1 protein-coding gene is annotated in these 551 nt (G+C 51.9%); it reads right to left on the bottom strand.

The window, feature by feature from the left end; all coding sequences use genetic code 11:
* Window positions 1-115: 115 nt before the first annotated feature.
* Window positions 116-551 (bottom strand): hypothetical protein (locus tag GVL03_RS22105; protein WP_200847273.1); only part of this gene is annotated, 436 nt, incomplete at its 5' end.

Here is a 551-nt window from a genome sequence, read left to right on the forward strand (position 1 = left end):
GAGCTACAGTCTATGAAGGCAGAGATCCTAATGTTGCATCCAGTCTATTACAGGCAGGAGATTACACTGTAACTGTTTCTGCGACGGATTCGCATGGAGCTAAGACAGAGAAGTCCTATAAATTGAAAGTGACAGACCGCGTTTCTGTTTCTAAATCAGCAAGTTTGTCCGCCTCCGAGTCCGCCTCAACCAGTGCGTCCACTAGTGCCTCCACGTCAGCAAGCGCAAGTGCTTCCGAATCAGCCTCGACTAGTGCGTCGACTTCCGCAAGTACGTCTGCTTCAACGTCAGCCAGCACGTCCGCTTCAACCAGCGCAAGTACGTCCGCTTCAACATCGGCAAGTACAAGTGCTTCAATGTCAGCCAGCACGTCCGCATCAACTAGCGCAAGCACAAGTGCTTCAACTAGCGCAAGTACAACTGCTTCAACGTCAGCAAGTACGTCAGCTTCAACCAGCGCAAGTACATCAGCCTCAACCAGCGCAAGTACCTCCGCATCGACTAGCGCAAGTACTTCTGCCTCAACATCGGCCAGCACGTCAGCTTCAATG

Source organism: Microbacterium sp. 18062 (genome assembly GCF_902706225.1).
Taxonomy (GTDB): Bacteria; Actinomycetota; Actinomycetes; order Actinomycetales; family Microbacteriaceae; genus Microbacterium.